The 21,761-nt window shown below is 70.8% G+C and carries 23 protein-coding genes; 1 reads left to right on the top strand and 22 read right to left on the bottom strand.

The genetic code is table 11. From position 1 onward, the window contains the following. From ACLBX9_RS16550 to ACLBX9_RS16615, 14 genes are all read right to left on the bottom strand, one after another. The coding region (locus ACLBX9_RS16550) for a hypothetical protein (protein WP_447719716.1) at positions 1–2,988 on the bottom strand (2,988 nt) is incomplete at its 3' end. 112 nt (positions 2,989–3,100) lie between these two features. Continuing rightward, positions 3,101–4,495 (bottom strand): hypothetical protein, encoded by a 1,395-nt coding sequence (locus ACLBX9_RS16555; protein ID WP_447719717.1) that lies wholly within the window; start codon positions 4,493–4,495, stop codon positions 3,101–3,103. 9 nt (positions 4,496–4,504) lie between these two features. Beyond that, complete coding sequence (locus ACLBX9_RS16560) at positions 4,505–5,170, bottom strand: hypothetical protein (protein WP_447719718.1); 666 nt, start codon at positions 5,168–5,170, stop codon at positions 4,505–4,507. Between the two features lie 71 nt (positions 5,171–5,241). Continuing rightward, a complete protein-coding gene (locus ACLBX9_RS16565) occupies positions 5,242–5,838 on the bottom strand; it encodes a DUF4376 domain-containing protein (protein ID WP_447719719.1) in 597 nt (198 codons plus the stop codon). Continuing rightward, a complete protein-coding gene (locus ACLBX9_RS16570) occupies positions 5,838–6,893 on the bottom strand; it encodes a hypothetical protein (protein WP_447719720.1) in 1,056 nt (351 codons plus the stop codon). Before ACLBX9_RS16570 ends, ACLBX9_RS16565 begins: the two co-directional genes overlap by 1 nt. An 89-nt stretch (positions 6,894–6,982) precedes the next feature. Then, entirely contained in the window at positions 6,983–7,801 is an 819-nt protein-coding gene (locus ACLBX9_RS16575; protein WP_447719721.1) for a putative phage tail protein, read from the bottom strand. A gap of 14 nt (positions 7,802–7,815) precedes the next feature. Next, complete coding sequence (locus ACLBX9_RS16580) at positions 7,816–8,919, bottom strand: baseplate J/gp47 family protein (protein WP_447719722.1); 1,104 nt, start codon at positions 8,917–8,919, stop codon at positions 7,816–7,818. Next, a complete protein-coding gene (locus ACLBX9_RS16585) occupies positions 8,906–9,442 on the bottom strand; it encodes a phage GP46 family protein (RefSeq protein ID WP_447719723.1) in 537 nt (178 codons plus the stop codon). The genes ACLBX9_RS16580 and ACLBX9_RS16585 overlap by 14 nt, the downstream gene beginning before the upstream one ends. A gap of 9 nt (positions 9,443–9,451) precedes the next feature. Next, on the bottom strand, positions 9,452–9,946 hold the full coding sequence (locus ACLBX9_RS16590) for a phage baseplate assembly protein domain-containing protein (protein ID WP_447719724.1): 495 nt from the start codon (positions 9,944–9,946) through the stop codon (positions 9,452–9,454). Further along, positions 9,943–11,052 carry a phage baseplate assembly protein gene (locus ACLBX9_RS16595; protein ID WP_447719725.1) on the bottom strand — a complete coding sequence of 370 codons (1,110 nt, stop codon included), beginning with the start codon at positions 11,050–11,052 and terminating at the stop codon, positions 9,943–9,945. Before ACLBX9_RS16595 ends, ACLBX9_RS16590 begins: the two co-directional genes overlap by 4 nt. Next, positions 11,052–11,795, bottom strand: coding sequence for a hypothetical protein (locus ACLBX9_RS16600; protein ID WP_447719726.1), 744 nt, complete (start codon positions 11,793–11,795; stop codon positions 11,052–11,054). The genes ACLBX9_RS16595 and ACLBX9_RS16600 overlap by 1 nt, the downstream gene beginning before the upstream one ends. An 18-nt stretch (positions 11,796–11,813) precedes the next feature. Continuing rightward, the gene (locus tag ACLBX9_RS16605; RefSeq protein WP_447719727.1) at positions 11,814–12,344 is read right to left on the bottom strand and encodes a DNA circularization N-terminal domain-containing protein; all 531 of its coding nucleotides are present in this window, start codon (positions 12,342–12,344) and stop codon (positions 11,814–11,816) included. 24 nt (positions 12,345–12,368) lie between these two features. Continuing rightward, positions 12,369–15,434 (bottom strand): phage tail tape measure protein, encoded by a 3,066-nt coding sequence (locus ACLBX9_RS16610; protein WP_447719728.1) that lies wholly within the window; start codon positions 15,432–15,434, stop codon positions 12,369–12,371. A gap of 128 nt (positions 15,435–15,562) precedes the next feature. Then, on the bottom strand, positions 15,563–15,898 hold the full coding sequence (locus ACLBX9_RS16615; RefSeq protein WP_447719729.1) for a hypothetical protein: 336 nt from the start codon (positions 15,896–15,898) through the stop codon (positions 15,563–15,565). Positions 15,899–15,943: 45 nt separating this feature from the next. Between ACLBX9_RS16615 and ACLBX9_RS16620 the strand changes: the two genes are divergently transcribed. Continuing rightward, positions 15,944–16,273 (top strand): hypothetical protein, encoded by a 330-nt coding sequence (locus ACLBX9_RS16620; RefSeq protein WP_447719730.1) that lies wholly within the window; start codon positions 15,944–15,946, stop codon positions 16,271–16,273. Between the two features lie 8 nt (positions 16,274–16,281). On the opposite strand, the gene ACLBX9_RS16625 is transcribed toward ACLBX9_RS16620, so the two are convergent. From ACLBX9_RS16625 to ACLBX9_RS16660, 8 genes are all read right to left on the bottom strand, one after another. Next, positions 16,282–16,653 carry a phage tail tube protein gene (locus tag ACLBX9_RS16625; RefSeq protein ID WP_447719731.1) on the bottom strand — a complete coding sequence of 124 codons (372 nt, stop codon included), beginning with the start codon at positions 16,651–16,653 and terminating at the stop codon, positions 16,282–16,284. Positions 16,654–16,763: 110 nt separating this feature from the next. Continuing rightward, positions 16,764–18,302, bottom strand: coding sequence for a phage tail sheath subtilisin-like domain-containing protein (locus tag ACLBX9_RS16630; protein WP_447719732.1), 1,539 nt, complete (start codon positions 18,300–18,302; stop codon positions 16,764–16,766). A 91-nt stretch (positions 18,303–18,393) separates the two neighbouring features. Further along, entirely contained in the window at positions 18,394–18,624 is a 231-nt protein-coding gene (locus ACLBX9_RS16635; protein ID WP_447719733.1) for a hypothetical protein, read from the bottom strand. 9 nt (positions 18,625–18,633) lie between these two features. Beyond that, the gene (locus tag ACLBX9_RS16640) at positions 18,634–19,431 is read right to left on the bottom strand and encodes a hypothetical protein (protein ID WP_447719734.1); all 798 of its coding nucleotides are present in this window, start codon (positions 19,429–19,431) and stop codon (positions 18,634–18,636) included. Then, positions 19,428–19,859, bottom strand: a complete 432-nt coding sequence (locus ACLBX9_RS16645; RefSeq protein WP_447719735.1) for a hypothetical protein — start codon at positions 19,857–19,859, stop codon at positions 19,428–19,430. The genes ACLBX9_RS16640 and ACLBX9_RS16645 overlap by 4 nt, the downstream gene beginning before the upstream one ends. Positions 19,860–19,868: 9 nt before the next feature. Next, positions 19,869–20,126, bottom strand: a complete 258-nt coding sequence (locus ACLBX9_RS16650) for a hypothetical protein (RefSeq protein WP_447719736.1) — start codon at positions 20,124–20,126, stop codon at positions 19,869–19,871. Positions 20,127–20,227: 101 nt separating this feature from the next. Then, positions 20,228–21,268 (bottom strand): major capsid protein, encoded by a 1,041-nt coding sequence (locus tag ACLBX9_RS16655; RefSeq protein WP_447719737.1) that lies wholly within the window; start codon positions 21,266–21,268, stop codon positions 20,228–20,230. A 66-nt stretch (positions 21,269–21,334) separates the two neighbouring features. Continuing rightward, positions 21,335–21,715: a head decoration protein gene (locus ACLBX9_RS16660; protein WP_447719738.1), complete on the bottom strand. Its 381-nt coding sequence runs from the start codon at positions 21,713–21,715 to the stop codon at positions 21,335–21,337. Positions 21,716–21,761: the final 46 nt, after the last annotated feature.

Raw genomic sequence — 21,761 nt, forward strand, 5'->3', positions numbered from 1 at the left:
GGCCTGGGCGGCGAGCTGCGCCGCGGCCGCGCCGCTGATGGTCGAGGCCGCCGCCTGATCGAGCCGGGCCGTGAAGGCGAGGCTCGGTCCAAGCGCGGCGGTGGACTGTCCGGCGAGCTCGGGGGCCGCCGGTAGGGTCAGCGTTCCGGTGACGACGAGGCCGCCTGTGGCCAGCACCCGGGTCGCGGCCTGGAAGGTCGTCGAGGCCGCGATGGTGAGCGCCGCCTGTGCCGAGACGCCCGCGCCCGCCGCCAGGGCGGCGGCGGCATTGGCGCCGAGGGTGCCGGCGTGGGTCGATCCCGCGACCGCGGTGAGCGCAGCGGACGTGCTCGCCGTGGCGGAGCCCGCCACACCCGTGCCGGACGAGGCGGCGAGCGCGGCGAGCGCGGCCGTCCCGGTCCGGGCGGTAGCGACCTGGAGGGCGGACGCCGCGAGCGCCACGGCCGCCGTGTAGGCCTGCGCCCCGTCGGTGCGCAGGTCGGTGCCCAGCACCGCGGCGAGCGCCGCCGCGGCGACCGCCACGGCCTGCGCCTGCGCGCTCTGACCCTCGGCCTGCGCAAGCGCCACCGCGCCCGCGTAGAGCCCGACCGCGGCCCCGGAGAGGCTTAAGGAAGCCGGCAGCGGCGCGGAGACCGCGACCGAACCGGAGCCTGAGGTTTGCGCCAGCGCCTGCGCCGCGAGGCTCGCCGCCGCGCTGTAGGCCTGCGCGCCGCCCGTGGAGGCCTGCGCGCCCACCACCTCGAGGAACGCCGCGGCGCTGGCGAGGATGGCCGACGATGTGGCCGCCGCGGCTGGGAGCTGGGCGAGGCCGGCCGATCCGACCGCGGTGATCTGGGCGGCCCCGGCGTGCGCGGGCGACGCCTGGAGCGAGGCTGCCCCAGCCAATGCGCCCTGGCCGGCCGCAGCCGTCACGGCCGAGGCCGCGAGCGCCATCGAGGAGGCGTAGGCCGCCCCGCCGGTGCTCGCCGCCGCGGCCAGCGCCATCGCGAGCGCGGCCCCTTGGGCGGCCGTGATCGCGCTGGTGTCGGTGAGCCCGGCAGCCCCGGCGAGGGTGAGGGCCGAGGCAGCCGTGAGGCCACCCGACCCGGACTGCCCGGCCAGGGCCGCGAGGGTGAGCACGGCGGCGGCCGAGGTCTGCGCCGCGCCGGCGATCCCGGCGACCTCCGCGAGCGCCGCGGTGACGGCCGCGGTGACGCTGGGCGACCCGGCGAGCGCCGCGGCGGCGGCGAGCGGGACGGACGCGCCGTAGACCGCACCGCCCAAAGCCGTGACGCCCGGAGTGGCGGCGAGCGCCGCGGCGCTGACGCCGGACAGCAGCGCGGTCACACCCTGCGAAGGCGTGAGCCCGAGCGCCATGGTGGCGGTGTAGGTCGTACCGCCCGTGCCGCCGCCGCTCGTCGCCACGGTCGGCGCTGCGGAGGCGTAGGGGTGGCCGGCGGGAAGGAGGGCCTGCAGGCCGTTGTTCCAGGCGAGATAGCCCTGGAGCTTCGCTTCATCCGCCGCGGACAGCGCGCCGGTGCTGACATACTCCCGGATCGCCGTCGTGCCGAAGCGGGTGATCCGCCCGCCGATGAGCAATGGACCGGCCGGCGTGCTCAGCGTCGCCGTCTTGTTCGCGACGTCCGTGCCGTTGACGTTTCCGACCTCGACGCCGCCGGCCGTGTAGCGCGCCCCGAGGAGGTTCGTGGACGTACCGAGCGCGCCGAGCAGAACGTCGCTGCTGTAGTCGAAGATACAGGCATTGTTGCTGCTGGCGGGGACGTTGAAGGCAAACCCCCACGCCTGCGAAGAGCTTTCCGCGCCCCAGAACGACACCACCGCGTCGCTGCCGGACAGCGCGCGCCCGACCGCGTACGTCGTGCGCGGCGCCGTCCCCGTCAGCGGGTAGTTCTGCGCCGTCGCCAGGACGTTGCTGTTGAAGACGACTTCGCCGGTCGCGCTGTTGTAGGTCGGATTGCTCGGGGACGACCACGGGAGCGCGTGGAAACCGTTCGGCCCGTTGTCCGCCCACTTGGTGACGACCCCGCCCGTGATGGTCACGGTCGAGGCAACGTTTCCGTTCAGCCAGACGAAAGCCGGATCAGCCGGGAGGTCGCTCGGGAGCCAGGGACGAAAGCTCGGATCCGTGGCCGTCAAGGTGAAGGTGGTGGCCGGGGACGTGTTGCCGGCCGGATCCGTGGCGGTGAGCTGGACCGTGTAGGTGTTGCTGCCGCCCGAGACGTAGGTCTGCGGCTGCGGAGTGAGCACGCCCGTGGAGGTGTTGAGGCTGAACCCGGCGGCGTTCGTGCCGGCGACGATGGCCCAGGACGCGACGGTCTCGTTGGCCGCGAGCTGTATCGGGGTGACGGTCGAGCCGTCGCCCCTCTGTGACCCGCTGGTGGTCGTGATCGTCGGCGGGGTGGTGTCTTCGTAGAACTCCACGGACACCGAGCGATACGCACCGCTGGTGACGGTCTTGGTCTTGGCGGTCCACGATGAAACGGTGGCCGCGCTGTCGTAGACGCCGAGGCCGCCGGCCGTGCCCACCGACGTGCGGCGGGTCATGCTGGTGGGTGCGGTCGAGGCGAGCGTGGTGTCGGTCTTGGAACCGATGGCGCCGAACACCCACGAGCCGTTCGTGCCGTTCTGCAGCGTCAGGGCCGGGACCGAGGCCGAGGTCGAGGTCGCGCCTGTGGCCGCGCCCGCGCCGACCTTCCAGGCATTCGCGCCACTGGTCGAGCGGTACTGTGAGACGCCGACCTGTGTGGCGTTGGTCCAGGTGCCGGACGTCGTTTCCGTGCCGTCCGCGATCCTGTAGGCGGCCACCAGGGCGTTGGTGGTGCCGCCGCCGGTGGCCCCAGAGATCGCCGTCCAGCCGGACGGGATCGTGGCCGCGGTGGCGCTGGCGTTGCGGTAGGCGACCGCGATGAGGAGATCGCCGGCCTGGATGCCCGAGAGGGCGACCGACGTGCTGGCGGCCGAGAACGCCGCGACGCTGGAAATCGACACGCGCGGCGGTCCTCGTGCTCGGCGATGCGGGCGGGTCTCAGCGCAGGGCGGCGAGCGCGAAGGGCACGGGGGTCGAGGGGGCGGCGAGGGTTAAGCCGAAGCCACTCGAAGATCAGCTCCCGCCCCAAGTCCGCCGGCTGCGCATGAACAAGTTCGTGGCACCCGTCGCCCCAGGAGACGCGAAAGTGCCGTTTGATCCCGTCACGAAGCTGGCGGTATTTCGTCCGGACGCAGTCACGGCATTGTACGCGTACGAACCGCTGAATGCCTGCGCCGGCGAGAACCATGGGCCGGATGCACTTGTCGCAGACGATGCGATATTCTCGACTTGATCCGTCGGAACGCCGATGTTGTGGCTAAATGGGTACGTCGTGCTATTGGCCAGAGAGCCAATGATCGCGGAAACGTACCGGCCCTGATACGCGTACGCGATGGCCGAGGTGACCGCCGAGGCCGAGGTAACCGCCTCTCCGATGTAGACGCGGTTGCACTTCACCGCCGCCGAGCCGTTGCCGAGCCACCCCTGCATCGCCTGGATGTCGAAGGTGAACTGGCCGTTGACCGTCGAGATCGCGCCGCCGAACTGGTAGATCGGGAACAGGGCCCCGGAACCGAACCCGGCAGTGGCGACCGCGGCCGATACGAAGTCGTAGAACAGCGCGAGCGTCGAGGACGCAGCCAGCGTCAGGCTCGGGTTCGCCGTGATCAGCGCCACGAGGTTGACGGCGCCGACGTTGCTAAACCCGGCCGCCGCGCTGATCGCCAGCGGCGAGGCCGCGGCGAGCCCTTGGAAGGCCAACGTGAGCGAGGCCGAGGTCGCCGGCAGGAAGCTCGGCACGCCAGAGGCAGCCGGCCCGGAGAGCACCGTCTGCCGCACCGGAGTGAACGCGATCGCCAAGTTGGCCTGCGCCGCGGCCGGGTTGGACGCGAGTTCGGACAGGCTGTTGGCGGCGAGCAGCGCGCCCACCACGGAGCCGGGGGCGGCGATCTGGGTCCACTTCGTGGCATCGAAGCTCGCGCCCGAGGTGTGGGCGGTCGAGCAGACGTAGCAGCCGCCGCCGTTGGTCACGACGTCGGCGGGAGCGGTGGCGGAGTAGGCAATTGACGCCGCCCAGGCCACGGGCTGCGTCTTCCACGGCTGGAGGCCGCCCGGGGCGATCGGCGCCCACTTGCCAGCCGCGAGGTCGGCCGCGAACGTGCCGGCAAGGTGCGAGGCCGTGCAAACGTAGGCCGTGCCGCCGACATACACGGTGGTGGCAGGCGCCGACGCCACGCAGATCAGGCTCGGCGCCCAGGCCACGATCGGGGCCCACGGGGTCAAGCCGGTCGCCCCGACGGGTCCCTGCGGGATCGTCAGGTCGAGGGTCTGGGCGGGCGAGGTGCCGTTGACCTGCGCCAGCGCCTGCGAGCCGGGCGCGCCGGTCGTGACGGTGCCGATGGTCAGGACGTTGGCGGGGCCGGGCGCGCCGCCGAGCGGGATGGGATCGCCGACGAGTTCGATGGCCACGGCTGCCCCTCAATCCTGCAGTGAAGCGACGGCGGCGTGCCGGATCAGCCCGTAGAAGGCGGTCACGGTCAGGCCGGTGGCGAGGTCGGTGGCGAGGAGGTCGAACGGGTACTCGCCGACCGGGCAGCGGGCCATCGTGGCCTTGAGCACCCGCATGGCGAGGGTGCCGTCGCTCGTGCCCGCCACGATGGTGGCGGCCGAGCCGTCGGCCGGGGCCGATGACGCGGTGAGCGTCCGCGTCGCCGCGCCCTTCGAGGCCCGCGCGTCGAGGTCGAAGCGCAGGCCGGAGATGTCGAGCGGGCCCGGCAGCACCGAGACCGCGAAGGCGTCACCGACCGCGTAGGGGGTCGCGCCGGGCGCGAGCGTGAAGGTCAGGCCGCCCGCGTAGAGGGCCGAGCCGACCACCCCCTGGGCGGTCACGACACCGAGCGGGTCGGTGACGGTGAAGCGCGCCAGGCCGCCGATGACCGAGGTGACCTGCGCGACGTGCGGCCCGAGCCGCGTGCCGACGCTCACCGAGGCGAGCGCCAGGGAGCCGTTGCCGACGTTGCCGGGGATCGCGGTCACCCCGCCCTGGCTGGCCAGGCCGAGGATCGGCAGGCCGTCGAGCCAGTCGGTGTTCTGGCTCGTGCGGAACACGATCCGCCGCGGCCGGATGAGGGCGAGGTTCGACACGGGGCAGCGACCTCACGCGGGCATGAAAAAGCCGCCCGGAGGCGGCGTGGGACCTACGGGCGCGCGTCGGATCAGCCGTTCGGCGGCCAAGCCGCCGCGTCGATCTGCGCGGCGGTCGTCACGGTCGGCGGGCTGGCATTGATCGCGGCGTCGAGGTCGTCCTCGGCCGCGAAGGCCGCCTGGACGTGCGCGCCGACCGCGAGCGCCAGCGCCTTCACCTGGTCGGCCGAGAGCGTGACCCAGCCGGACGAGGCCTTGAAGCGGACGGAGCCGGCGCCTGACGCGGTGACGTAGGCGAAGGCGTTGCCGATCATCGCCTGGCTGTCGCGGTCGGTGGCGACGCTGGCCCCGCCCACGACGATGCCGCCGGTCTCGACCGCGAACCGCTTGGCCGCTGCGTAGGCAGTGAGTTCGGCGATCGCCGCGGCGGCGGCCTTCTCGGCGTAGCCCTTCGGGTACGGCTTGGGATATCCCGCCGGCGCGTTGTCTTCGTCGGTGGCGATCGGCAGGCGCATGACCCAACCGGCCCGCGGATCGTCGTCGGTCTTGATCGTCTCGATCGACCAGATGCCGTCGTTCTGCGCCCTGGACAGATCGATGAGGATAGCCTCCGCGTAGGAGGCTGCGAAGGTCAGCGGGGCCGAAGCCTCAGGAGCTGCGTCGGACATCAGGCGGGGACCTCCGAGACGTTGAGGTACGAGGGGGCGCCCGTGCCCGGGTGCGAGCCCGAGCCGGCGAAGTCGGCCCCGTCAGGGTGGACGATGGTGTTCCAGGCGGTGGTATCGCTCCGCCCAAGCAGCGCCTGCAGGTTCACCGTGCCGGCCGGCACGCTGGCGAGCCGGAAGAGAGCGGCGCCCGGGATGCTGACGGCGCCGGCGCCCGAGAGGTTGACCGCCCCGGACAGCCCCTGCGTATCCACGCGCGTGCCGTCGGTCAGGCGCACGCTGGTCGCGCCCGCGCCGCCGACCGTAGGGACATACGTCGCGAAGAAGGCCTCGATCTTGAGGACCGTGGCCCCGGTTCCGCTCGCCGGCCCCTTCTTGACGTAGGGGTTGCCGTTGGCATCGAGGAAGTTGGCGATCGCCGTGTAGAAGTTGGCACCGTTGCCCGAGAGGTTGAGCCGGGTGCTGTTGGTCAGCCGGGTGGAATTGGTCGGGATGCCGTTGGCCGAGACGTAGTTCCCGATGACCGTGTTGCTGGCGGCCGAGGCGTTGTCGCTGGCGACCGCCGTGCCGAGCCGGAGGTTGCCCGAGGCGTCGATCTCGCCTTCCAGCACCGCGGTGCCCACAAGGTCGCCGACCGCCGGGTTGTTGCCCGAGCGGGTCTTGATCGCGATCGCCGGCAGGCCGTTGACCTGGAAGGCCGGGTTGGTCGAGGTGTTGGCGACGTTCGAGGCGCCGGGCACCTTGAACCGGAAGCGCATGCCCTCGACGAGGCCGGTGTAAAGCGGCTGAGGCGCGATCGCGATGGCGTCGGGCGAGCCCGATGCGGCGAAGCGGTTGAGCAGGCCCGACCGGATCGCCTTGAGCATCTGCGTCAGGTCGGCGTTGGTCGGCGCGTCGAGCCCCATCACCTTGCCGGCAGCGATGATGGCAGCGATCTCGCGCTGCGGGTTCTCGACAGCGCCGGGCGGTACGCGCGAGCCCTGCGTGCCGGCCGCGACGTTCTTGCCGATGAAGGAGGCGTTTGCATCCGACGAGCCGGACGGCGGTGTGTAGAGCATCGAACTCTCCGGTGGACGTGCGGGCGCGATCGCCCTGCGGCGCGAGCCGGGGCGTCGAAGGTCAGGGCGGCGGGGGTTGCGCGGACCGGTCAGGCCGCGAGCGAATAGGAGAAGTGCAGCTGCGTGTGCGGCGGGCTAGCGTCGTTCAGCGCGCACTCCAGGTCGGTCGCGGGCACGAACCCTTCGAGGGGATCGTAGTCGCACTGGCCGTCGTCGCAGGTGAACCACGTCTCGCCGGGCGAGCCGACGTGGACGATCCAGTGCTTCCACACCGTCTCATCCGACAGCTCATCCCCGAACGCGGGATCGGCTGGAAGCACGAAGCCCTCGATCGGGTCGCCGTCGTCGCCGACCGCGCCGTCATCGCAGAGGAAGTACGTCTCCTGGATCGCGTCGCCGACGCACTCGGACACGTCGCACAGGAACTGGGTCGGCTCCTCGATCGTGACCGGGTAGCCGAGGCTGTAGGCGAGGCAGACGAAGTAGGCCGGCGACTGGCCCCCTAAGCTCGCGAACTTCGCCCGCACCGCCGCCTGCCGCACGGGCAGGCCGCCGGTGCCCGAGCTGCAGGGTCCCGGCAGGCCGAGTTCCCGCTCCCAGTCGGGCAGCGTGTAGGAGATCGCCGACGGCAGGGCCTGTGTGGCCGCCATCCAGTCGAGGCCGAGGTGGTCGGCCGCGAACGCCGCGATCGCCCGCCAGAACGTGCGCTGGACCGGCGAGGCGCCTTTGCCGTCACCGGCCTCGTCCGTGCCCCAGGCCGGCCCGCGCGGGGTCAGCGCGAGGATCTGCGGCAGGAGGTCGTCGGCCGATGGCTGTGCCTCCAGGTCGAGGACCGAGGGCGGCGTCGTCGGGAAGCTGTAGCAGGGCCAGCCCGGCAGCGCGTCGGGCAGGGCGGGCACGTCGCTCATCGGGCCCTCTCAGGTCAGGCGGCGTAGGCGATCGAGCGGAGCACCGGCATCTGGCCGGCGGTGAACCACTGGTCGCCGGGACTGGCGAGCCCGTGGCTGTCCTCGCCAGTCGCCCGGGAGATCGCCTCGTTGAGCCACGAGGCGGAGAACCGGAACGGGGTCGAGGGCTTGCCGGGCTGGGCCCGATCCGAATAGGTCGCGGCGATCTCGGCCTCGATCGAGGCGCGCACGTCGCCGGTGTCCGGGGTCAGGCCGGAGATGACGATGTCCTGCGGCACGCTCACCGGCGCCGACACGAAGGCGCGCGCCGTGATCGGGCGCCGGATCGGGTCGTCGAGGTAGGCCTGCGCGATCGCCACCTGGCCCGCGGTCGGGATGCCGTTGGGCTGATCCGACACCGTGAACTGCACCCACACCGAGCGGGCGTCGTTCTGGAAGCTGTCGACGAACACTTGGCGAGCAGTCGGCACGGCGGCCATCAGCCACTCGGCGTAGTCCGGGGCAGAGCCGCCCATCGGCGGGTTGGCCTTGCGGAACAGCACGCGCGCGCGGAAGGCCTCGATGTCCTCCTCGTCGGCGCCGCCCGAGAGGCCGGTGCCGTCGCTGGCCGTGTCGACCGTGATGGTCAGCGGCGCGCCCGCAGGCGCGTCGGCGGGGTCGAGCAGCGCGAGGCTGGTGCCTGCCTCGGTGTTGCCGAGCGCGCTGGGGCTGTCCGCCTCCAGGTCGAAGGAGACAGTCCCGCCCGAGGGGGTCGCGTCGGTGAGCACGTTGAACACCACGCCGTCGGCGCGCGCGTACTGCAGGCCGGCGGGGATTGGCACGGTCGCGGTCGAGCCGCCCGAGCCGGAGCCCAGGGCCGGGGAAGCGGGGTCCAGCGTCAGGCCCAGCTCGAACCCGTGCCGGATGAGCCAGAGCCGGTCGGCCGTCGAGGCGAAAATCTGCTTGACCAGCCACCGGCGGCGCAGCTCGAGGCCTTGGCCGACGAGCGCCAGGACCTTCGCCAGCACCGTGAAGGTGTTGGCCCAAACGCTCGCGATCGCGCCGTCGATCGACTGCGTGATGTACTTGCGCGCGGCCTGCGACAGTTCTTTCAGCGAGCGTACACTATAGCCCGCCATCGGCTCGCCTCCAGAGGATGTCGAATTTGTCCGCGTAGACCTGACTGCCGTCGCGGGCGTACAGGCCGATCGCCAGCGCCACCCGGCCGTTGGCCTTGTCGACCGTAGCCGTGGCCGAGACCTTCACCACCGCGCCCTGGCGGATCAGCGGCTTCAGCGCGCGCTGCACCTCCGCCTCGATCTGGGCGCCCGTGGCGTCGCGCAACACGCTGCGCCGGAACAGCCAGAGCAGCGAGCCGAGAGGCGCCTCGCCGGCGGCCGTATCGATGTCGAAGCCGTCGCCGGGCCAGCCGCGGCGGTCGCCGCGGTGCTCGAACCGGAGGTCCTGGTCCTCGGCGCGACAGTCGGAAAACAACAGCAGCAGCACCGCGGTGCGCAGCGGATTGGCCGACACAAAGCCACCGGCCGGCCCATCGTCGCCGCCCGCCGAGATCGCGAAATCGCCGACCGTGCCGTTCCAGACGATGTCCCACGGCAATAGGCTCACGCCCGCGTCCGCGAGCGGGGTCAGGGTCAGCTGCATGGATGGGCCTCAGCCGATGCGCGCGTAAACGAAGGGCGAGGGCCCGCTCTCGGTCATGACCCGGGCGTACGAGCCGGTCTTGCCGTCTCCGCCGAGATAGACCTTCTTGCCGGAGACGTGGGCGTTCTCCTTCGCTTCGATGGCGACCGTCTTGCCCGTCATCTTCTGCGGGGCATCCTTGGCGTCGTGCCAGATCCCGTCCTTGCCGAGGTAGCGAGAGACGTTGCCCTTGTCGTCGTAGATCGTGGTCTGCCCGGGCTTCTGGTCGCGCGGGCGATAGTCCTGGTGCTCCAGCCCGAGGATCGCGACGAGGCCGCGCTCGCCCGAGCCGGCGACGCCGATGCCGTGCGAGCCGACCGGCGCGTTCGAGGCGAGTCCGTGCTGGCGCACGATGTGGTGGCCGTCGAACTCCTCGCCCGGATAGCCGTAGCCCTTGCCGGTCTGAAGCTCGCCCCGGTCATCGGTCTCCTGCAGCTCGAACCGGAAGAGGTTGGTGCGGCTCACTCCTCACCCTCCCCCTCGTCGTCGATGCCGCCGCCCGGGTCGAACACGCCGTCGGACTTGTCGCTCGCCTCCTTGCCGCCGGCCGCCTTCGGGTCGACGAAGGTGAGGTAGGCGACCGTGCCCTCCTGACCGCCCTGGCGGAGGTTCGCCGTCTGGAGCGCGTAGTCCCCGTCGATGTCCTCGGGTTCGTTGACGATCGCCATCAGGCGGCCGGGCTCCCAGAGCTGGCCGGCCTCGTCGCGCCAGCTCGCGACCTTCACGGTGATCGTCGTGCCGAAGGAGGCGCGGCGCAGGCGCTCCCAGCGCAGGCGCTTCTTCAGTTCCTTCTTGGTCCAGTCCCCCTCGGGGATGATGAGGTACGGGCGGTTGCGCTTGACGCTCGGGTCCCGCTCCGTCTCCTCCTGCCGGAGGTTGTCCTTGCCGACGCCCTTGGCGCGCTGACCGCGGGCGACGTAGTGCGAGAACTTGTCTCCGCACTTGATCTTGACGTCCATCTCCTCGACCGGCGACTGCCCGAGGATGAGCGCGCCGGCGTGCCGCTTGGTGCCGGCGCGGGTAATGTTGATCGAGCCGTCCGGCTGCCCCGCGAGCATCAGCCCGAGGCGGCGCGCCTCCCGCTCAAGCGTCTGGAAAATCGTATCGTGCGGCTGGCGCTGGACCTTAGGGATCTTGGTCAGCTGCTGGTCGGTCTTGAACCCGCACCGGACCTCGTCGAGCTCCTTGGCGATGTCGAGGAGCGTCTTGTTCTCGAACCGCCCGGTCTTGTGCTTGACCGGATGGCAGTCGACGGCGTCGGCGGCCTTCGACTTGCCCTCAATCGTGACTTCCTTGGTCTTGGCGTACTTCGCGCCGTAGCCCGTGATATTGCCTGCACAGAGCAGGTCGCCGCGGCCGGGCCGGGTGCGCCCGCCGACCGCCGAGGTGCGGATCTCGACCGCGCTGCCGTGGCGCAGGCGCTTGGCCTCGTCGCTCCACGAGGGGTTCGTCGCCCCGAGGTTGAACGAGATCTCGGCCGACTCCTGGCTCCGGTTCACCGAGACGTCCTGCCAGCCGATCATCACCTGGCCGTCGACGGTCAGGGTGACGATCTCCTCGACGAAGGGCATCAGCGGCGACCCGGCGACACGGCCTCGATGGTGGCCGGCATGTGGAAGGGGGTTCCGACGCCGTTGCGGTCCATCAGCTCGGCGGCCCGCTCCGGATCGGCGTAGAGCGACCAAGCGAGGGCGGCGGCCGGAAACGAGCGCGCGGCGTCGACGCGGATCACCGGCTGGAGCGTGGCGGCCTCCTGAACGAGGTAGGCCGAGGTCTCCCGCGCGGCGGTGTCGAGGATCGCCAGCGCCTCCTGGCCGAGCGCCGCCGCGATGCGGTCGGCGGCGCCGTCGTAGGCGGCGCGGATGCGCAGGCGGGCTGCGCCGGCCGATTGCTGATCGGCGAAGCCGGTCCCGGCCTCCGCCACGAAGGCTTCGCCCAGGCACGCCATCTCGACCGCGACGCAGGTCGCGCGCGCCAGGCTGTAGGCCTGCGTCAGGATCGGCGACGCAGAGGTCGGCGCACAGCCCTGCGTCGCGCTGGCGGCCGCGTACAGGCCGGCCGCGGCGTCGGCCGGCTCGCAGGCCCGGGCAATCGCCTGGACTGTCCCCACGAGGCTCCTGGCGATCGTCGCGACGTCGGCCGGGGCGATGACGCGGGGTGCCAAGGTCCGGGCGATCCGCCGGCAGGTCGCGCGCGCGGCCTGCGCGTCGGCCGCCGGCGTCGGCAGGGTCCGTGCGAGATTGTCGACGACGCCGGAGAGCGCCACGGCGGCTGCGGCCGCGCCGGCGATCGCCGAGGACGGGGGCGCGGCCATGGCGGCTCCGTAAGCGGATCAGAGGGAGGGCACGAACCCGGCGAGCTCGTCGGGCACGAAGGCGCCGATCGCGTCGGACACGGCGTCGGCGAGGCCATCAAGCGCGGAGGCCGCGATGCGGTCGCCGAGCTGCAGGAGGCCGAAGCTCCCGGCTCCGTCGAAGCCGCCGCTCGCGCCGTCGTCGCCGGAGGCCTCGATGAACTCCAGGTCGATCTCGACGAAGCCGAGCCGGTCCTTCTTGTGGGAGGGCGCACAGCCCGTGCACCGGACCTCCTGCGGCCCGAAGAACGGCAGCACGAGGCTGAACGCGCCCTCCGTCGAGCAGGCCCCGATCAGCGCCTGGACGTCGCTGTCGGCCTGGTCGTTGGCGATGTAGGCCTTGATCCGGAATTCCCGGGGCAGGCGCCCCATGTCCTCCGTGTCGTGGGTCTCGGCCTTCGAGTACTCGTGGACGGCGACGCGCCGCCCGGTCTTGGGCAGCGCCTCCTCGTCGACCTGGAACGGCACCCCCGCGAAGGAGGCGCCGCGCAGGGTCATCCAGTTGCGCATGACGCCCTCCGATCGCGCTCTCGGCTACTGGACGGCGCCCGGGGTCGAGGCCGCGCCCGGCATGGACACAGCGCCCGGGCGGGCCCCGGACGAGGTGAGCGGCATCTTCGCGGTCTGGCTCGCGACTGCGCCCGCGATCTTGGCCGTGAGCATGTCGCTGTTGAGCTCGACGATGACCCGCTGCGGGTTGAGTGTGATCGTCGCCTCGCCGCTGACCGGCGGCAGCTCGGGCACCTTCGCGGTGATCTGATCGGGCATCACCTTGGCCTCGATCGGCTTGCCGCCATTGGCCGCGGTGGTGGCCGCGCTGACCACCTGCTCCAGCGTGTTGCGCAATGTGGCGGCGAGGCCGCCCGGATCACCGCCCAGCTCCGCCGGTCTCGCCGGCGGCAGCGGTACGGTCGTCGCCGGCAGGCCCGAACCGGGTGCGGGCGTCGGATCCGTCGGCGGCCGCAGCGCCCGCAGGCGCTCTTCCGCCGTCCGGATCTGCCCTTCCAGCTCAGCCTTGCGGGCAGGATCGCCGCCGCCGATGCCCGGAAGGCCCAGGTCGGACAAGCCGTCGGCCTCGGATTTCAGCGCCTCGAGCTGCTGGCGATACCGAGCCAGGGCCGCGGTGGCCGCGTCGATCGAGGAGGCGGTGTTCGCGCGCGGTGCATCGATCAACGAGGCGACGCCCTCCGCCGCCCGGGAGCCCGGCTGGGCCGCGCCCGGCGGGAGCGAGGGCGTGCGATCCGCCTTCGCCAGACCATCGAGTCCGGGAAGGACGTCGCCCGGCTTCATGGCGATGTCGGGCTTGCCGCCGTGGACGAGCGCCTTGTCGTTGTCGGCCGCGAACACGAGCGGCGCTGTGACCGCGAGCGCGGCCGCCGCGATCGTGCCGACCGTGAGCGTGCCGATCGCCAGGGAGGCGACGGTGGCGGCAGACGCGCCGCCGCTCAGCGCGCCGTAGGTCAGACCGGTCGCCGTTCCGGTCAGCACCGCGCCACCGGCGATCGTCGCCGCCTTGCCACCGATCCAACCCGCTGCCGCGCCCGCCGCCAGCACCGACTTCGGCAGCTCAGCGATCGCCTGCTGGAAGTCGGCCTTCATCGTGTCGAAGCGCGTGATGAACGGGTCGATCGCCTGACCGACCGACGACTCCATGTTGAGCCGCGTGCCCACTACTCGGGTCGAGGCGCCATAGTAGCCGGCGTTGATCTTGCGCCCGATGTCGCCGGCGAAGCCTTCCGGCGTGTGCTTCAGCTTCTCGACATACTCGTCGAACAGCGCCGCCTTGCGGGCCAGCGCCATGATCTTGCCGCCGTGCTTGTCCGTGAAGAAGGCGTTGGCCTGCGACAGCGTTGGGTTGGAATTTAGGAAGTCGTGGAACAAGCGCTCGGTATCGACGCTCTCGATCATGTTGGACCATAGGCCGCCGAACACCTTTGCCAGCGCCTTCTGATCCGTGACCTTCATCTTCCCTTTTTTGTTTTTCTCGAAGCTCGACCCGGCGATGTCGGTTGCGCCCTCGATGAATTTCTGCTGATCACCGAAGATGTCTGGGTTGTTGATCAGGTCATCCATCCGCTGCTTTTGTGCGGCGGTGAAGCCCTTGCCGAATTTCTGCTTGAACGCGCCCTCGACGATCTCGGGGCGGTTGCCGAGCGGCATCGTCACGTAGTCGTTGTAGTTCAGCCCCATCGCGGCGAGCGCGCCGAGCCCCTTGTTGGTGGGCGACACGAGCTTCGAGGCGGCGGCGCGCGTCGCGACACCGGCCTCTGAGCCGGCGAAGCCCGAACGGCGCAGCAGGGCGAAGATCGCGCCCATCGTCTCGTTGTGCAGACCGGCCCCCGAGCCGGAGGGCCCGCCGAACTTGAAGGCCTCCTTGACGTCCTCGTTGTCGAGGCCGCCGATCTTGGCGAGCTTCACAGCCTGGTCGACGTTCTTGCGCATGGTCTTGAGCGCGGACGCCGGATCCTCGACGTCCTGATTGGTCGAGAAGACGATGCCCTCCATCGTCTTGGCCGCGTCCGGGAGGGTCGAGCCCATCGCCTGCGCATAGTTGACGATCTCGTTGATGAACGGCTCGACGAACTCTTTCTTGACGCCGCGCTGTGCGAGGTCGAGCTGGGCGTGCATCACTTGGAGGTCGTTGAACTGCGTCGTGCCGCCCAGGTGCCGCCCTTGGAGCTGGCGGCTCTTCAGCTCGTCGTCCGTGAGGTCGGCGACCGCCTGCTGCTTGCGGCTCAGGAAGTCGAATTCCTTGTAGGTGTGGAGCGTCGCGTCCGTGCCCTCGTGGATCTTGTGGCCGAGATAGACGCCGGCGCCCCCGAGCATGGTCGAACGGGCCTCGCGCACGGCGGTGCGCCGCGCCTCCAGGGCCTCCAGCTTCTCGTTCGCGGCCTGCTCCTGCTGCTCGCGGTGTGCGCGGCCGGCGACGCCCATGCCTTCCGTCACGCGGCGGCTCTGCGCGATCCGCGCGGCCGTGCGACTGCCCGCGGCGCCCATGCCGGCGGTCAGGCGGCCCTCGGCTTGCGCCACAGCCTCCTGACGCAGGATGGCGGCGTTGGCACCCTCGATCGCGGCCTTCAACCTGTGCTGCTCGGCCACGAGCTTGCCGACCGACGACCCGGAACCAGTCAGCTCGGTCCGGACGCCCTTGAGTGCCGACGCCTGGCTTTCGTAGGCGGAGGAGGCCGCCTTCACGGCGCGTTGCGCCGTGCTGAACTGGCGCTCCAGGTCAGCGACGTTCCGGCGCGCATTCGCCATCTCTTGGGCGATGCCGCCGCTCTTCGAGAACGAGCGTATGCCGTCGAAGGCGGTCGCCGCCTTGCGGGCCGCGTCCAGCTCCTTGGCGATGCGCGAGACGTCGGCCTGCGTGCTGCGGAAGGCTGTGCGCGCCTGCGCGAACGAGCCCTGCGCGCCCCTGAGGCGCTCAAGGTCGCGCATGCCCTTCGCCGCGCCGTCGATCTCCTTGCCGAGGCGCGCGACCTCGGTGGAGACCTTCGCGCCCTTGCCGACCTCCTTGAATTTCTTCTGCAGCCCATCGAGGACCTTGGAGAGCCGGTCCTCGCCGCTGATGACGGCCTTGGCTTCGATGATGCGGCCCATCTATCGACGCCTTCTGGCTTCCTGCTGCTTGCGCTTCTCAGCCTGGATCACCGCCCGGCTGAACCAGTAGATCAGCCGGTCGATGCGCAGGTCCTCGACCTCCGCGAAGGACTTTTCGAGGACGAGGGCTACGTCGTCGGCGAGCTCGGAGAGGCCGCGCTGTCCTCGGCGGCGGCCTGGAAAAAACCCAGGATCGCCTTGCGAACCTCTCGCGCCACCAGGAAGTCGGACTGCTCCAGGAGCAACGTATCGGGTTCGACCACCAGGGCGTTGATGTACGCCTTGATCGTCTCAGGCTTCTCGATCGAGAACAGCGCACCCTCCTCGCTCTGCCCGATCGAGTAGGGCTCGCCGCCGCAGTCGAGGTAGTCCGAGAACGTCGGCCGGCGGATCACGACCTCGGTGATCGGCCCCTTGTGGCCGGGCAGCGGCTCCGGCAGCGGGATGCGGACGGTCTTGGACATGGGCGTCACCTGTGGTTGCATGGGCCCGTCACAGGAGAGAGCCGGATGCTGCGGGTAGGAATGGCGGTCGCGCTGGTCGGGTGCGCGACCGTGGTGCGAGCGGCGATGCCGGGCGAGCTGCAGACGGAGATGATAGCGTGCGAGAGCCGGGACCTGATGGTCCGGGCGCTGGAGCTGATCGACCAGAAGGACAACGCCGCCGCCGACGAGCTCTGGCGCCGGGGACGCCTCGCCGGGTCGTGCCGCGTCTTCTACAAGGGCGACAAGATCATCCTGGAAGTCCGCGAGATGACTTCAGGCCTGTCGAAGATCCACAAGCCGGGCGAGCCGAGCGCCTACTGGATCGTCAACTACGCAGTCGATCCGCGCCGGTAACGCGAGGGTCAGGTGACCTGATAGTTCGCCGCCGCGCACTCGATCTTCAGCCCGGAGACCTCGCCGCTCTCCGTGTCGATCGACGGGTCGCCCGACCACGAGGCGTCGGTGTACAGGTGGGTGCGCTTCGCGTCGGTCTCGACGAAGGTGACGTTGAGGTCCTGCAGCATCATGTCCTCGTCCCAGACGAGGCCGACGCCGCGGTCGAAGGTCAGCTCCAGCGAGGGGAGCTTCGGCTTCACCATCGAGGATTTCGTGCCGTCCTGATTGGCCACGTTCTCGCGTGTGGCCCCGGCCGGGCTGATCGTCGCCTTGGCGCGCCCGCTGTAGGACTGGCCGTTGATGTCGAGCGTGAACCGCCCGCCCTTGTTGCCGGACATGGCTGTGGTCTCCGGAGCGCGCTCACGGGCGCGGCGCTGTGGCTGGGAAGGCGTCGGATGCGGCGGGACCCGCGGACGGCCTCAGGGCGCGTCCGCGGGCCTCTCAGCGGCTACTGGAGCGCGGCGTTGCCGTCGGTGAGCTCGGGGAAGATCGTGATGTTGGCCGCGAACACGGTGAACTGGTTCGACACGTCGGTCGGCAGATAGGCGTTCACCCGGTTCGGATCGCTCGAACGCTCGACGATCAGGTACTTGGCGAAGAGTTCGACCTTCTCGACCAAACAGGCCACGTTGCAGAGCGCCGTGTAGGCGTGGATCAGCGTCGTGCGGATCTGGGTCGGCGTCACCACCCCCTGGACCCCGTTCGGGTTGACGTCCTTGAGGACGGACCGCGGATAGGTCGAGGTGACCATCAGGCGGAGGTAGCGCTTCACGTAGGCAGCGATCGCCATCGTCTCGATGCCGAGGAAGGTGATGTCGGCCGAGCCGTACGCGTTCGTCTGGTAGGTCGTGAGCAGGCGGTCGATCGCCACCGTGCCGTCGGCGTTCACGACGAGGGCCGAGATGCCGTTGTGGTACAGGCTGTCGCGGTCGGACAGCGCCCAGCGGTCGGACAGCGCCTTCGGGGGCCGCAGGCCCTGGACCACAACGGTCTGCAGCGGCCGGGCGATCTCGACGGCATCCGTGAGCGCGCGGCCCAGGTTCTTCGAGAACGCGGTGAGCCCGCCGACGCCGGCCACGATCGACCACAGCGGGTGCGGGTGGTTCAGCACGCCGAGGATGGTGGTGTGGCGGTCGTTGCGCGCAGCACCCAGCGTGGTCTGCGCCGACAAGTTGCCGTTGTTGGCGGTGATGTAGTGCCCGTCGAGGCCCACCGTCGGCGACCACCGGCCCGACCCGGCGTCGGAGAGGAAGTCGCGGGCGGCGTTCAGCTGCGCGACCGACGCGTAGGGCCCGCAGATCCAGTCGAACTGCGTGGAGGCGAGCGCCGCGAAGGCCGCCGCCATGTCGACCTCACCGGTGCCGCCCGACATCGCCGTGATGGTCACGGTCAGGCCGGGCACCTCGATCTCGTCGCCGTCGAGGCCGGCCTCGATGCGGATGCCGAGGCCCTCGGAGCCGACGTGGTTGGCTGTGAGCGTCACCGTGCCGGTCGTGGCCGCGGCCGTGACGGGCGCCCCCATGCGGCGGTTGAACCGGGTGTAGCCGGCGTTGATCTTGGCGGCGAGGTTGGTCGCCACGGTCGCGGCGGTGTCGCCCACCGCCACCGGAACCGAGTAGCGCTCGCCGGCGACGTAGCGCACGAGCGTGCCGGACTGGGTCGCGGTGCCGGTGATGGCAATGGTGCCGGTCGCGGCCGCGCCGCCGGCCGGATCACCGACGTTCATCACCCACAGCTCGCCGGTCGGGTTGCCGGCGCGCGCCCAGGCGATCATGTCGGCGAGCATCGAGCCCTTGCCGGCCAGGTAGTTCGGATCGGCCGATCCGATGTTCTGCGGCTTGAGCGCCACCAGCGGCGAGCTCGCCAGCGCGCGACCCATCAGGATCTGGCGCGACAGGCCCGAGTAGGGCGGCACGCCGGCGTTCACCTCGGCGTAGAACAGCGGCACCCGGATATCGCCGGGCATGTTGTTGAAGGCGACGGCCATGTCCGGGCTCGCTCCAAAAGAAAAGGCCGCCCGGAGGGACGGCCGTGAGGCGGGAGGGGTGAGGGATCAGGGCCGCGGGCGGCCGGGGGCGTCAGGCGTCGGGGTGCGCCCCGTGCGCGGGCTCGGCCTCGACGGTCGCCGGCGACTCCGCTGCGGCGACGGGCTCGTCCTGCGCATCGGAGACCGTGATCTCCTCGCGCATCGCCATGCCGGCCCAGTACGGGGTCCACGGAACGGTCCGACCCTCGGGCGGCAGGAACTGGCCGCGCTCCGGATCCGGGATCGATGCCCTGGGATCGATCGGGGCGACGTGCTTGAGCATCGAGGAGCCTCAGGGCGATGGGATGGTGGCGGTGACCGCGATGGTGCGGCCGGCGGCGAGGTCGGCGGCCCGGTCCGGCGCGTCGTCCGCGTCGAGGACCTGCGGGGCCAGGATCATGTCGGCGCCGGTGAATGGCGCAGGCTCGACCGGGACAGGGAGCGGCGAAAGGCGGCTCACCAGGAGGTCGCAGGTCGAGCGGACGGAGCCGGCCGGGTCGCTCGCCTCGGCGATCGTACGCAGCGGCTCCGGCAGGAGCGCGTAGGGCCCGGTCGGCACGTCGAAGGCATCCGCGTCCTCCGGCGTGAACAGTTCGACGCGCAAGGTCACGAGGTGCACGGCGAATTTCTCGCCGGTCTGGTCGGTGGCGAACCGCGAGCAAGCGACGGTCGGCACCCGCTTGACGACGGTACGCAGCAGCTGCGCGGCGGTCGTCTCGCCCCGGGTCAGGATCTCGATCGCCCGCTCCTCAATGAGATCGAGGTCGGCTTCGAGCTCGCGATCGGTGGCGGCGTAGCCGATGGCTTCGAACGGATCCCCGCCTTCGACGCTGACCTGTCCGACCGCGTTCATCGCGATCTCCAGGACCAGATCGCAGGCCAGCCCGAACGGGGCGCCGCCGTTCTGGTGCGACCACGCCTCACCCTTCGTTTCCTCGGAGGTGAGGAGGATGGTCGGCACGGGCTCGCGATGATCGAAATTCGCGATGCGCGAGTCGTAGACGCGCCCCTGGACCATCGCGTCGATGACCGGGTCGCTGTTGAGCGCCTCGATCGCCTGAAGGCGCAGGGCGGTGCGCATCAGGCTCATCGGAGTGGATCCTGTCGGCGCTCGCCCTCGGCGAGGTAGATCCAGGCACGCACCGGCGCTTCGGGCAGGTACCCCTGGACCGTGAACACGGTGCCGGTGCTCATCCGGCGGATGATGTCGCCGATCTGCGGCCGCTGCGGCAGCGCTGCCTGAGCGACGTCGATCATCGGGCGCTCCGCGGAGATCCCGTGCGAGGCGCTGTCGGCCATGCGCCGCCCGTGGGCGTGCAGCACCGCGCCTGCATCGACGAAGGTGCCCGAGAACGCTAGCGCCGCGCGGAAGGAGCTCGACACCGGGCGCCCATTGACGTCGCCCCGGCCCGACGGGCCAGGCAGATCCGGCGCGGCCTGCGGTTCGAGGATGAAGCCCTCGCTGAAGGCGGCCTCAAGGTCGCCCTGGCGCGCGAGCCACTCGTCCTCGAACGGCATCCGTCAACCTCAGGCCGACTGCGAGGCGGCGCCCTTGGCGGGGGCTGCAGCCTTCTCGGTCTCGGCCGGCTTGTACTCCTCGGCCATCTTGGCCGCGATCAGGGCGTCGGCCTCGTCGGCATCGAGCTCCGCGGGCGTGCCGGGCGGAACCGCCTTCACCACGTACTTGCCGCCGGCAACCGCGCCGTTGGCGTCGATCTTGAAAGGCTCGTGTCCCTTGCCGGGCAGGTGAAGCGTTACGTTCGCGACGATGGTCTTGGTCGCCATGGGGCGCCTCCGAAAATTGATGGGGGATCGGTCCGGCGGCGGGCCGGTGGGCGACGCGGCGCCCGGCGAGCTGGGCCGGCGAGAAGCCGGCCCGGAGGCGATTACGCGACGGTCGCGGCCAGGGAGGCGTTGATCCAGCCGAACAGCGGCAGCGGCGCGGAAGCCATGTTCTGCAGCGTGGCGGCGGGCTCCTCGACGTCCCAAACCTTCGGGAAGCGCGGCATGGCCTTGAAGCCGGCGCGGCGATCGCGCACGGCGCCGTAGGTCTTGATGCCCTGGAGCGCGTCGATGTTGGCCAGGATGACGGTGTTGTTCGGCATGAACTGCTGGATATTGCCGGCGTCGTCCTCGTAGAGCTCCTGGTACTGCCAGAAGTCGAACTCGGGCAGCGAGCCGAGGAACGCGACCTCCTGGCCGACCGCGCCGCCGGTGGTCTTGCCCGCGAGGTCGATGTTACCGGCGGTCTGCCGGTACGAGTTCATGACCTTCGTGACGGTCGCCGAGTTGATCAGCATGTCGCCGGCCAGCGGGTCGAGCAGCACGGTGCGCGGCTTGAAGCCGGACACCCGCTGGACCTGGGTCGACCAGGCGCGGATGTTCTGGAGAGGATCGACGCCGGTCTGGCCCCAGCGCAGCGCGCCCGTCAGCGCCACGGTGAGGCTGGGATCGCGGCCCATGCTGAGTGTCTTGGACGGATACTTCGGCCCCTGACACACCACGGAGCCGGAGAGCAGGAGCTGCAGCGCCATCCAGATCTCGGTCCGGGTGATCGCGTCGTCCTGCAGCAGCATGTTGTCGAGGATGGTGAGGTCGAAGCGCTGCTCCGGGGTCAACTCGCCGAGCAGACGCTCCCCGACGCGGCGCTTGAGCGCCTTGAACGGCTCGACGACGTGCTTCGGCCGCACGGTGGGCGGCGTGAAGCTCTTCGTGGCGTAGCCGCGCGAGGGCAGGATCTGGCCCTCGACGGTGTCGGAGACGAACGCGGCCAGACGCCGGGCGCGCTGCACCTGGTCGAAGAACACCTCCTCGGAGTCGAACTGCTGGAAGAACTTGAAGAAGGTGTCGAGGATGAACCGGCTCGGCCGGTCGAGGACGCCGAAGGCGCCGAGCAGCTGGGCGGTGGAGTTGACGTCGAGCGCCATGATCGCGGGCTCCAAGAAAAAGGGCCCGCGAGGGGCCCTGAGGATTGCCGGGAAGGGTGGGTGGGATCAGCCGAGGACGCCGGCCGAGCGGACGTAGATCTTCGAGCCGGCGGCGCGCAGGGCGGCCTCCAGGGTCGCGGCGGTCCAGCTCGCGTCGAAGGTCATCTTCTCGGCGACGAACTCGCCGTCGTCGTAGCCGGAGCAGACGACGTCGGCCGCCGAAGCATCGATGTCGAAGGCCAGCACGATCGCCGGCACCTGAGAGCCGTCGCCCGCGGTCTTGACGCTGGTGACGTATTTGTCGGTCGAGGTCACCCGGCCGAGCACAGTGCCGCGCTTGAGCACGGCGCCGGAGGCATTGGCGCCCGAGGCGACGGTGATCTGCCGATCACGCTGGCTGACGCCGCAGCGCAGCGAGGTCGGGTCGTACATGGCGTAGTCGGTCATCGCGGCGCTCCGGCTGCGGGAGGGAGGGTGAGGCCGTCAGGCCGGT

Source organism: Methylobacterium sp. A49B, from assembly GCF_053346215.1.

Bases quoted from the DNA above. Each gene is read 5' to 3' on its own strand.
- ACLBX9_RS16640 (WP_447719734.1), bottom strand. From the start codon at position 19,431: ATGAGCCTGATGCGCACCGCCCTGCGCCTTCAGGCGATCGAGGCGCTC.
- ACLBX9_RS16655 (WP_447719737.1), bottom strand. From the start codon at position 21,268: ATGGCGCTCGACGTCAACTCCACCGCCCAGCTGCTCGGCGCCTTCGGC.
- ACLBX9_RS16630 (WP_447719732.1), bottom strand. From the start codon at position 18,302: ATGGCCGTCGCCTTCAACAACATGCCCGGCGATATCCGGGTGCCGCTG.
- ACLBX9_RS16625 (WP_447719731.1), bottom strand. From the start codon at position 16,653: ATGTCCGGCAACAAGGGCGGGCGGTTCACGCTCGACATCAACGGCCAG.
- ACLBX9_RS16570 (WP_447719720.1), bottom strand. From the start codon at position 6,893: ATGCTCTACACACCGCCGTCCGGCTCGTCGGATGCAAACGCCTCCTTC.
- ACLBX9_RS16585 (WP_447719723.1), bottom strand. From the start codon at position 9,442: ATGCAGCTGACCCTGACCCCGCTCGCGGACGCGGGCGTGAGCCTATTG.
- ACLBX9_RS16565 (WP_447719719.1), bottom strand. From the start codon at position 5,838: ATGTCCGACGCAGCTCCTGAGGCTTCGGCCCCGCTGACCTTCGCAGCC.
- ACLBX9_RS16660 (WP_447719738.1), bottom strand. From the start codon at position 21,715: ATGACCGACTACGCCATGTACGACCCGACCTCGCTGCGCTGCGGCGTC.
- ACLBX9_RS16650 (WP_447719736.1), bottom strand. From the start codon at position 20,126: ATGGCGACCAAGACCATCGTCGCGAACGTAACGCTTCACCTGCCCGGC.
- ACLBX9_RS16605 (WP_447719727.1), bottom strand. From the start codon at position 12,344: ATGCGCAACTGGATGACCCTGCGCGGCGCCTCCTTCGCGGGGGTGCCG.
- ACLBX9_RS16600 (WP_447719726.1), bottom strand. From the start codon at position 11,795: ATGGCCGCGCCCCCGTCCTCGGCGATCGCCGGCGCGGCCGCAGCCGCC.
- ACLBX9_RS16635 (WP_447719733.1), bottom strand. From the start codon at position 18,624: ATGCTCAAGCACGTCGCCCCGATCGATCCCAGGGCATCGATCCCGGAT.
- ACLBX9_RS16610 (WP_447719728.1), bottom strand. From the start codon at position 15,434: ATGGGCCGCATCATCGAAGCCAAGGCCGTCATCAGCGGCGAGGACCGG.
- ACLBX9_RS16575 (WP_447719721.1), bottom strand. From the start codon at position 7,801: ATGAGCGACGTGCCCGCCCTGCCCGACGCGCTGCCGGGCTGGCCCTGC.
- ACLBX9_RS16645 (WP_447719735.1), bottom strand. From the start codon at position 19,859: ATGCCGTTCGAGGACGAGTGGCTCGCGCGCCAGGGCGACCTTGAGGCC.
- ACLBX9_RS16580 (WP_447719722.1), bottom strand. From the start codon at position 8,919: ATGGCGGGCTATAGTGTACGCTCGCTGAAAGAACTGTCGCAGGCCGCG.
- ACLBX9_RS16615 (WP_447719729.1), bottom strand. From the start codon at position 15,898: ATGTCCAAGACCGTCCGCATCCCGCTGCCGGAGCCGCTGCCCGGCCAC.
- ACLBX9_RS16620 (WP_447719730.1), top strand. From the start codon at position 15,944: ATGCTGCGGGTAGGAATGGCGGTCGCGCTGGTCGGGTGCGCGACCGTG.
- ACLBX9_RS16595 (WP_447719725.1), bottom strand. From the start codon at position 11,052: ATGCCCTTCGTCGAGGAGATCGTCACCCTGACCGTCGACGGCCAGGTG.